This window comes from uncultured Roseovarius sp. (assembly GCF_913054395.1).
Lineage (GTDB): Bacteria > Pseudomonadota > Alphaproteobacteria > Rhodobacterales > Rhodobacteraceae > Roseovarius.
Window position 1 is genome coordinate 1 of record NZ_CAJXIP010000136.1, and the last position, 8,558, is coordinate 8,558.

At 60.8% G+C, this 8,558-nt stretch carries 10 protein-coding genes; 4 read left to right on the plus strand and 6 right to left on the minus strand.

The genetic code is table 11. From position 1 onward, the window contains the following. The coding region (gene ilvC, locus QZ522_RS15390) for a ketol-acid reductoisomerase (RefSeq protein WP_294613510.1) at positions 1–607 on the minus strand (607 nt) is incomplete at its 3' end. Between the two features lie 128 nt (positions 608–735). Here ilvC and QZ522_RS15395 point away from each other — a divergent pair. Both QZ522_RS15395 and QZ522_RS15400 read left to right on the plus strand, forming a co-directional pair. Beyond that, positions 736–1,191 (plus strand): Lrp/AsnC family transcriptional regulator, encoded by a 456-nt coding sequence (locus tag QZ522_RS15395; protein WP_294613512.1) that lies wholly within the window; start codon positions 736–738, stop codon positions 1,189–1,191. Then, positions 1,188–1,646, plus strand: coding sequence for an Lrp/AsnC family transcriptional regulator (locus QZ522_RS15400; protein ID WP_294613515.1), 459 nt, complete (start codon positions 1,188–1,190; stop codon positions 1,644–1,646). The genes QZ522_RS15395 and QZ522_RS15400 overlap by 4 nt, the downstream gene beginning before the upstream one ends. Here the strand turns inward: QZ522_RS15400 and QZ522_RS15405 are convergent. After that, complete coding sequence (locus QZ522_RS15405) at positions 1,643–2,752, minus strand: Hint domain-containing protein (protein ID WP_294613518.1); 1,110 nt, start codon at positions 2,750–2,752, stop codon at positions 1,643–1,645. The genes QZ522_RS15400 and QZ522_RS15405 overlap by 4 nt on opposite strands. Before the next feature lie 186 nt (positions 2,753–2,938). On the opposite strand from QZ522_RS15405, the gene QZ522_RS15410 reads away from it, so the two are divergent. Continuing rightward, on the plus strand, positions 2,939–4,066 hold the full coding sequence (locus tag QZ522_RS15410) for an aminotransferase class V-fold PLP-dependent enzyme (RefSeq protein WP_294613521.1): 1,128 nt from the start codon (positions 2,939–2,941) through the stop codon (positions 4,064–4,066). Here QZ522_RS15410 and QZ522_RS15415 read toward each other — a convergent pair. The 3 genes from QZ522_RS15415 to QZ522_RS15425 all read right to left on the minus strand — a co-directional run bounded on the left by QZ522_RS15415 (position 4,063) and on the right by QZ522_RS15425 (position 6,230). Then, the gene (locus QZ522_RS15415) at positions 4,063–5,259 is read right to left on the minus strand and encodes a UbiH/UbiF family hydroxylase (RefSeq protein WP_294613524.1); all 1,197 of its coding nucleotides are present in this window, start codon (positions 5,257–5,259) and stop codon (positions 4,063–4,065) included. The genes QZ522_RS15410 and QZ522_RS15415 overlap by 4 nt on opposite strands. Before the next feature lie 32 nt (positions 5,260–5,291). Continuing rightward, on the minus strand, positions 5,292–5,498 hold the full coding sequence (locus tag QZ522_RS15420) for a hypothetical protein (protein ID WP_294613527.1): 207 nt from the start codon (positions 5,496–5,498) through the stop codon (positions 5,292–5,294). An 87-nt stretch (positions 5,499–5,585) separates the two neighbouring features. Further along, positions 5,586–6,230, minus strand: a complete 645-nt coding sequence (locus QZ522_RS15425; RefSeq protein WP_294613533.1) for a pyrimidine 5'-nucleotidase — start codon at positions 6,228–6,230, stop codon at positions 5,586–5,588. A gap of 106 nt (positions 6,231–6,336) precedes the next feature. On the opposite strand from QZ522_RS15425, the gene QZ522_RS15430 reads away from it, so the two are divergent. Next, positions 6,337–6,987, plus strand: coding sequence for a GntR family transcriptional regulator (locus tag QZ522_RS15430; RefSeq protein ID WP_294613536.1), 651 nt, complete (start codon positions 6,337–6,339; stop codon positions 6,985–6,987). Here QZ522_RS15430 and QZ522_RS15435 read toward each other — a convergent pair. Continuing rightward, positions 6,928–8,558: glycosyltransferase (locus QZ522_RS15435; RefSeq protein ID WP_294613530.1), on the minus strand; the 1,631-nt coding region annotated here is incomplete at its 5' end. The two genes, QZ522_RS15430 and QZ522_RS15435, sit on opposite strands and share 60 nt — an antisense overlap.

Below are 8,558 nucleotides of genomic sequence, written 5' to 3' on the forward strand. Positions count from 1 at the left end.
GTCCGCCACACAGAACCGCCTGTTCGCCAAAGAGGTCGGTTTCGCATTCTTCGCGGAAGTTGGTCTCGATGATACCCGAGCGGCCGCCACCGATCGCCGAGCAATAGCTCAGGCCGATTTCAAGCGCTTTGCCCGAGGCATCCTTGTCAACGGCAACAAGGCAAGGCACGCCGCCGCCCTTGGCATATTCGCCGCGCACGGTATGGCCGGGGCCCTTGGGCGCCATCATGATGACGTCGACGCCTTCTTTCGGCTCGATAAGGCCGAAATGCACGTTCAGGCCGTGGGCAAAGGCAATCGCCGCGCCGGGCTTGATGTTGTCATGCACGTATTTCTTGTAGGTATCGGCCTGAAGCTCATCGGGCATGGTGAACATGATCACGTCACACCAGGCCGCCGCTTCGGCGATGCCCATGACGGTCAGGCCTTCGCCCTCGGCTTTCTTGGCACTTTTCGAGCCTTCGCGCAGGGCGACAACAAGGTTCTTCGCGCCCGAATCCCGCAGGTTCAGCGCATGGGCGTGGCCCTGGCTGCCATAGCCGAGAATGGCGACCTTCTTGTCCTTGATGAGGTTGATATCGCAGTCACGATCATAATAGACGCGCATGGCGTTCTCCTTTTTGCGTGGTCTGGTCGCAGGATAGGCATTGGGCGCCAGAATTCCGGACAAAAATCATTCAATTCAGGACAATCATGTGATATTCATTCTCTAATTTGGTATTTTGGTAAAAATTCATGCTAGACGACACAGACCGCCGCATCCTGCGCCATTATCAGCATGACCCGATGCTTGGCCCCGCCGATCTGGCAGAACTGGCCGGGGTGACCCCCGCCACCTGTGCGCGGCGCCTTGACAAGATGCAGGACGCGGGCGTGATCCGCGCCAACCGCGCAGTGATTGACTGGCGCGCGCTTGGCTACGAGGTCGAGGTATCGTTGCGCATCACGTTGGACAAGACCCAGCCGCGGGCCTTTGATGAATTCATGCAAGCCGCGAGGGAGGTGCCGGATGTGGTTGAAATTCAAACCTTTCTCGGCCGCGTCGATCTGCGCCTTTCGGTCATTGCCCGCGACATGGCACATTATCAACAGATCTATCGCAGTGCCATCCTGACCCTGCCCCATATCGCCGACATTGAGGCGCTTATGCATGTGGCACGGATCAAATCCGATGAGGCACTGCCGCTATGATCGAACTGGATACCACTGACCGCTTGATCCTGCGCGCCCTGACACAGGATGCCACCATCAGTGCAAGCGCCCTTGGGCGCAAGCTTGGGCTGTCGCAACCCGCCGCCTGGCGGCGTATCCGGCGGCTGTACGACAGCGGTGTGATCAAGGGGCAGCGGCTGGATCTGGATCATGAAAAGCTTGGTTTCGGGGTGACGGTCTTTCTTGGTGTCAAGCTGGCCACCAAGGGCCGGGTCAGCCTTGAGGATTTCGAACGCGCGGTTTCGGCCATTCCCGAGGTGCAGACCGTCGAGCACATCCTTGGGCTTTACGATTACCGCCTGCGGGTCGTGGCTCGCGATATTTCAGACTTCGAACGCGTTTTACGACGCAGAATCATGATGTTGCCGGGCGTAGGTGATGTAGAGGCAAACGTTCTCCTGAGCGAAGAACGCCGCCCCGGCCCGATCGGTTAGGCCATACGCCGCAACGCCTCGGCCTCGAACCGCTTGAGCGTATAGCGCGACATGTCATAGTCGCAATCCTGCGCGCCGAGTTCGGGAAACAGGGTAATGATTTCGTCCCGCTCGACCGGGGTGACCGCCTTGAGGGATTGCTGGCCGGGATAGAGGCTTTCGACCGGGGTTGCCTCGGCAAAGACGATCTGATGACTGTCGCAGAGAAAATGCCAATAGGCCACCGTTTCACAAGGGACAATGCGGATGGTGCCGTCATTGACCAGATGTTTCGCCGCCACAAGAACCTGTGGCTCGCCGAACAAAAGTTCTGCCTTGGCGCCGGTCACCAGAATCCGGTGGTTCTGTGACACCCAGAGGTCACGCAGATTGCCGATCGCCCCGCGCCGGATAAGAACCGGGGCATTTGCCCCCAACCCGGACACCGTGGTGCCGCCGATCCAGCGGATCGGCTGTGGCCCGTCATCCAGTGTATTTACAAGATCGCCACAGCAAAGCGTTTCAACCGCCTGGGGCCCACTGACGGTTTCGATCAGGGTGCCCGCCGCGAAACAGACGATGATATTCTCCGCCAGGATATTCAGATCGCTTGCAAAACTTCCGTCAGCCGCTTCACCGGGAGAGATGACGCCGTCACCATCAAGGTCGATGTCCTCGTTGGTCGGAACCTGATACGGTCCGGTTGTGCTGGCAAGTGTTCCAAGAATATCAACCCCCGAGACAAGCGCCAAATCGCCAAGGATGGGCGCGTTCGGATCGCTTGAGATCAGGGACGAGGCATCAAATTCAAGGTACCTGTCGCCCATCGTATTGCGGCCCACGTCGATCTCGGCGGGCTCGCCCGGTGCTGCGGTATATTCGTATTTCGCAATGTCGTTGAAATAATCCGAGGCCGTATCATAGACGGTCACGCCCACGATCACGGAGTCATCGGTCAGAACGCCGTCTTCGGTCGCGCCCTCGACGTGAAAAACGATGATGTCATCCCCGTCAAACACGGCCGTGCCGTCATGGATCATCAACTCTCCGCCATTGCTGGCGTTCGAGTTGGTTTGGGGGTCGCCAATGATGCTGAATCCGTTCAACAACAGCGTTGTATCGGCCATCTCTACCTTGTCTGCCTCAGGTTTTCGGATCTTGCGCCCGAATTTATTCAAACTTTATGTTTCTGATTATCGGATTAAGGCAGGAATGTGGCGCAAATAAGGCGCCCCCTTCCGACATGATTGAGTAGACTTGCCCGACACTTGAAGGCAGGTTGGCCCCAAGCCGAATGAACAGGAGATACCTTGATGACAGCCCTTCTCGACAATATCGATCCCGATGGCCTTTTGGAATATTCAGTTGTCTTCACGGACCGCTCTTTGAACCATATGTCCGCGTCTTTTCAATGTGTTATGCGCGACATCTCATCCATGCTGAAAGAGGTGTACAACGCCGATGCGGTGGCCCTTGTGCCCGGTGGCGGATCTTACGGCATGGAATCCGTCGCCCGCCAGTTTGGCCGTGACGCGCATGCGCTGATCGTGCGCAATGGCTGGTTTTCCTATCGCTGGAGCCAGATTTTCGAGGCCGGTGGTTTTGCGGCAGACACCACCGTCTGCATGGCGCGTCAGACCGGCAATGGTGCCATCGCCCCCTTTGCGCCAGCCCCGATTGACGAGGTCACCGCACAAATCCGCGACGCCAGACCCGATGTGGTTTTTGCGCCGCATGTGGAAACTTCGGCCGGGCTGATCCTGCCGGAGGATTATATCACGGCACTGGCGAGTGCCGCACATGAGGTCGGCGCGCTTATGGTGCTTGATTGCATCGCATCGGGATGTGCCTGGGTCGATATGAAGACGACGGGCGTGGATGTGCTTATCTCGGCGCCGCAAAAGGGCTGGTCCGCCTCGCCCTCTGCGGGTCTGGTGATGATGTCGGCGCGCGCCGTCGAGCGGATGGCCGAGACCACGTCGGACAGCTTTGCGCTCGACCTCAAGAAATGGCGTGACATCATGCAGGCCTATGAAAACGGCGGCCATGCCTATCACGCCACCATGCCCACCGATGCGTTGCGCGCATTCCGCGACACCATGCTGGAAACCCGCGAGTATGGCTTTGAAAAATTGCGCAAGGCGCAATGGGAGCTGGGCAACGGCGTGCGTGCGATGCTGGCCGACAAGGGCGTGAAATCAGTCGCCGCAGACGGCTTTGGCGCGCCCGGTGTCGTGGTAAGCTATACCGACGATCCCGACATTCAGAATGGCAAGAAATTCGCCGCCGAGGGCATGCAGATCGCGGCGGGCGTTCCGCTTCAATGCAACGAACCCGAGGGCTTCAGAACCTTCCGGCTTGGCCTGTTCGGGCTCGACAAGCTTTACGACGTGCCCGCAGCAATCGGGCGGCTGAAAACCGTGATCGACAAGGTGCTTTAACCTCTTGCGCCAAGGCCCAGTTGCATCAGCGTCTTGCGCACCGGGGCCAGTGAATAGATCGCATTAAGTCCCATGGCGCGCGCATCCCGCAGAGGGCGCGCGCGCATCATCGAGGCGCGGTTAAGAAGGTCGATCCCTTTCACCCGCGCCTTGATCTCCAGATGGCGGCGGCGGTGATAGGTTTCCAGCATCGCCCGATCCCCAAGCTGGTCCGGGGCGGCCTCGGCCAGCTCAAGCAGCACCCGCATATCGCCCAGCGACATGTTAAGCCCCTGCGCGCCGATCGGGGGCACCACATGTGCCGCCTCGGCCACAAGGGCCACCCGCTCGCCATAAAGCCGCTCTGCGATCTGGCTGATGATCGGCCAGACCGTGCGTCGCGAAGCCAGCGTCAGCGGCCCGAACAAATGGCACGAGCGGGCATTCATCTCGGCCTCGAAGTCGGCCTCGGGCAAAGCGGCAAGGCGCACCACCTCGGGCCCCTGTTCCATCCACACCACCGCCGAGGACGGACGCCCTTCGTGATCGGGCAGCGGCACAAGGGTGAACGGCCCGCCGGACCGATGGATTTCGGTTGACACATTGCCATGCGGAATCGGATGCGTCACCGCAAAGGCAAGCGCCTTTTGCCCGTAATGCGTTGTTTTCACGCCAATTTTCGCAGCCTCGCGAATGGGAGAGTTGCGCCCGTCAGCGGCGATTACAAGGCGGGCTCGCACGCGGGTGCCATCGCTTAACCCGACGCGCGCCTCGGCCTCGCGGGTGAAAAGCGTCGTTGTTCCGGTGCCGGGGCGAAAGGTCACGCCCGGCAGGCTTTCCAGATGCGCCACCATTTCGCGCCGCAAAAGCCAGTTCGGCAGGTTCCAGCCAAACGGCTGATCCGAGATGTCAGAGGCGTCGAATTCCTTGGTGATGCGCGGTTCCGGTGTCACGCCACCCGCATCAACGATGCGCATGACCTGAAGATCGGCGGCAAAAGGCGCAAGCCGCGCCCAGAGACCTGCGCGATCCAAAAGCGCCTGCGCGGGCTGTAGAAAGGCCGTCGTGCGAAGATCAGAGCCCGGCGCCTCTCGTGTCGTGATTGGCGGGCTCGGGGCGACGCAAAGCACGGAAAACCCCGCCGTACCAAACACCGCCGCCGCCGTAAGCCCGGCCACGCCCCCGCCCGAAACGACGATATCAAACTCCTGCATCTGCGTGCCCTTTCCTAGGTGCCGCCCCGGCCCTAGCCGCGTGAAATCAGCAGCAAGCCCGCCCAGATCACCGGCACCATGATCACCGCGGGCATATAAAGACCCGGAATGCCCCAAAGCGCAATGCTGCCGCCCCAGAGTACGAGAAAAATCACCACGACCAGAAGGATCGGCCCGACGACGGCAGCATCGGGATCGCGCGGGGCTTGATCGGCGGGGGGATCGGGGGGGCTGGGCATGGCCGTCCTTTTTGCATCCTGCTCTACGCCCTGTCAGGTATGGCGGATCGCAGGCAGGGCAAAGGCGCATTTCGCCGCAGCAGACCGCTAGATCAAACGCGCGAGAAAGCCGCTCAGGTCGTCGGTATGGTGATGGATATACGCCGCCTCGTGCGGGTCTGGGGCGACATGCACGGTGCGCATGCCCATGGCATGCGGCGCGGCAAGGTTGCGTGCGTCATCCTCGAACATCGCGGCGGTTTCAGGCGCCACGCCGTCGCGTGCGAAGATCGCGGCAAAGGCCTCGGCCTCGGGCTTGGGGCGAAACCCGGCATGCTCGACGCCGTAAACCGCATCGAACGCCCCGCTCAGCCCACGCTTTGCGATCACTCGCTCGGCGTAGGGGCCACAACCATTCGTATAGACGATCTTGCGCCCCGGAAGTGCCTGAATACGCGCCGCGAGCTCGGCGTCAGGGTCCAGATGATCCAGCGAGATATCATGCACATGATCTAGGTAAGGCCCCGGATCGAGATCGTGCAGCCGCATCAACCCCGCCAATGTGGTGCCGTGATCGCGCCAATACTGATGGCGCAGCTGATCGGCCTCGGCGCGGGGCACGCGCAGGGTATCCATCACATATTGGGTCATCCGCGCCTCGATCTGATCAAACAGCCGCGCGGCAGGCGGATAGAGCGTGTTGTCCAGATCAAAGACCCAGGCGGTGACATGGCTGAAATGCGGTTTTGGCATGGGCGTAACATAGGGTGGCGCGACAAAGGGCGCAATCCGCCAAGTCTTGATCCCGCAGGCAAAGCGCGCGTAAGGTCTTGCAACCATGGAACAGACCGAAACGGACATGCCGATGAAACCGCAACCGACAGACGCCTATTCGCTCATCCTCGAAGCGATTGACGTCGGTATTTTCAAACCCGGTGACCGGCTTGTGGAAAGCGATCTGGCCGATCGGTTCGGGGTGTCGCGCACGCCGATCCGCGAGGCGCTGCAACGGTTAGAGACGCAATCCATGCTTACCCGCGACGGGCGCAGCCTGATCGTGTCTTCGCTGGATTACAATCAGTTGGCCGAGCTTTACGTGGTACGCGCCGAGCTTGAAGGGCTTGCGGCCAACCTTGCTGCGCGTCACGCCAGTGCCGAAGAGGTGCGCGTCCTGCGCGACATGGTCGAAGACGACCGCGCGCTATTGGGCAAGCCGGCCGACCTGGCCCGCGCCAACCGACGGTTTCACAAGCAGATCCACCTTGCCTCGCACAACCGGTTTCTGGTGCAACAGCTTGACCTGGTGCATCGCTCGATGGCGCTTCTGGCAACCACATCGCTCGCGGCCGAAGGGCGCGGCGAGGACGCGCTGCAAGAGCATGATGCGATTGTCAGCGCGATCGAGGCACGCGATGGCGAAGCCGCAAGCGAGGCCCTGCGCACCCATATTTCAAAGGCTTTCGTGACCCGGCTCAAGCTTGATTCCGGCGAGGTCAAATCCACCGCCTGAGGTGGGCCGCCCACGCGCGGCGACCGACAGGCCATGAATCGTCTTGTCCCAGAAGAACGGTTTCAAAACCAATTCATAGAGGGCCTTATAGGCCGCGATCGCCCCAAGCGGCGCATAGAAATGCATGCTTGGCGCCCAAGCCATCAAATGCCTGTGCTTGCGCCCCGACACCGCGATCATATGTAGCGTGATATTAAGCGCCTCGACCATCAGGAACAGGCTTCCGATTGCGGCAAGAGAAACACGCGACAGGATCGGGTCAAGCGGATGCGGCAGACCCAGAAGCACAAGCCAGAATGACCACAGGAACGGTGCCAGCAGGAATTGCGACAGGGCCGAAATGAAATGCGCCTGAAAGCCCCAGAATTTCCAGGGACCAAGCTGATCGTAAAGCCGTCGTGGCACGCGCATATGCACCAGGTAGGTCGTCATATAGCCCTTGAGCCATCGTGACCGCTGCTTGATCCAGGGCCAGGGGCGACAGTTGGCCTCTTCCTCGGTGACGGTATTGATCATCTCGGTGCGATAGCCATGGCGCGCCAGGCGAAACCCAAGATCGGCATCCTCGGTCACGTTATGGGCATCCCAGCCCCCAAGGTCTTCCAGGATAGAGCGGCGGAAATAGAGTGTCGTACCGCCAAGCGGGATCGACAGGCCAAGCCGCGCCATGCCCGGCAGCATGATGCGGAACCAGGTGGCATATTCGATGGTAAAGCACCGCGCCAGCCAGTTTTGCCGTGGATTATAGTAATCGAGAATTCCCTGAAGACAGGCCACATCGGCGGGGGTCTGTTGAAACCGGCGCGCCACCCGCGTGATCTGATCGGGGTCGGGGGCGTCTTCGGCGTCGAAGATGCCGATGATATCGCCCTCGCAGAAATCCAGCGCATAGTTCATCGCGCGCGGCTTTGTCCGGGGTTTTCCATCCGGCACGATCACCGGCCGCACCCACGGCGGAAGGTCGATTTCCGCAAGGGTCTGGCGGGTCAGTTCGTCTTCTTCTTCCAGCACCAGAATGACATCCAGAAGGCATTTCGGATAGGTCAGGCGGCTGAGCCGGGCAATAAGCGCATGGGCGATCTCGGTCTCGTGGAACAGCGGCACGAGGATCGAGACCTTGGGCAATGGCGCCTTGGGGGGGCGGGCCACGTCCTGATGATTGCTGTCCTCGGTCCTATGGGCGACAAAGGCGGCTGTTTTCATCACCGCCGAAACCAGCAGGGTGAAACAGGCCCAGAGGGCAAACACCCCGAAGATTGCCACCGGAAAGGCAAGTGCATGGGCCGCAACAAGCGCGATCATCGCAAGCGCAAAGCCAAGACGCCGCCCGAAGCTGACACCCCATGTGCGACAGCTTTCCCCCTCTGGCGCGCGGGTTTGCGCCATCGCGCACAGTTGGTCGCGATACTCCTGCGCCACGCGATCCTGAACCGCCCGGCGCGGCGCCACGACTGTGCGCGCCTGGCGCAGGGGGGCGGGTAATCTGTGGCGCAGCTCCTCAAGGCGCTCCAACGATCCGCTGGCAATCACCGGCTTGCCCTTTGGGCCATCCAGAACCACGGCGCCATGTT

Excerpts from the sequence above, each read along its gene's own strand:
- QZ522_RS15395 (WP_294613512.1), top strand. The coding sequence starts at position 736 with ATGCTAGACGACACAGACCGCCGCATCCTGCGCCATTATCAGCATGAC.
- QZ522_RS15400 (WP_294613515.1), top strand. The coding sequence starts at position 1,188 with ATGATCGAACTGGATACCACTGACCGCTTGATCCTGCGCGCCCTGACA.
- QZ522_RS15405 (WP_294613518.1), bottom strand. The coding sequence starts at position 2,752 with ATGGCCGATACAACGCTGTTGTTGAACGGATTCAGCATCATTGGCGAC.
- QZ522_RS15410 (WP_294613521.1), top strand. The coding sequence starts at position 2,939 with ATGACAGCCCTTCTCGACAATATCGATCCCGATGGCCTTTTGGAATAT.
- QZ522_RS15415 (WP_294613524.1), bottom strand. The coding sequence starts at position 5,259 with ATGCAGGAGTTTGATATCGTCGTTTCGGGCGGGGGCGTGGCCGGGCTT.
- QZ522_RS15420 (WP_294613527.1), bottom strand. The coding sequence starts at position 5,498 with ATGCCCAGCCCCCCCGATCCCCCCGCCGATCAAGCCCCGCGCGATCCC.
- QZ522_RS15425 (WP_294613533.1), bottom strand. The coding sequence starts at position 6,230 with ATGCCAAAACCGCATTTCAGCCATGTCACCGCCTGGGTCTTTGATCTG.
- QZ522_RS15430 (WP_294613536.1), top strand. The coding sequence starts at position 6,337 with ATGCCGATGAAACCGCAACCGACAGACGCCTATTCGCTCATCCTCGAA.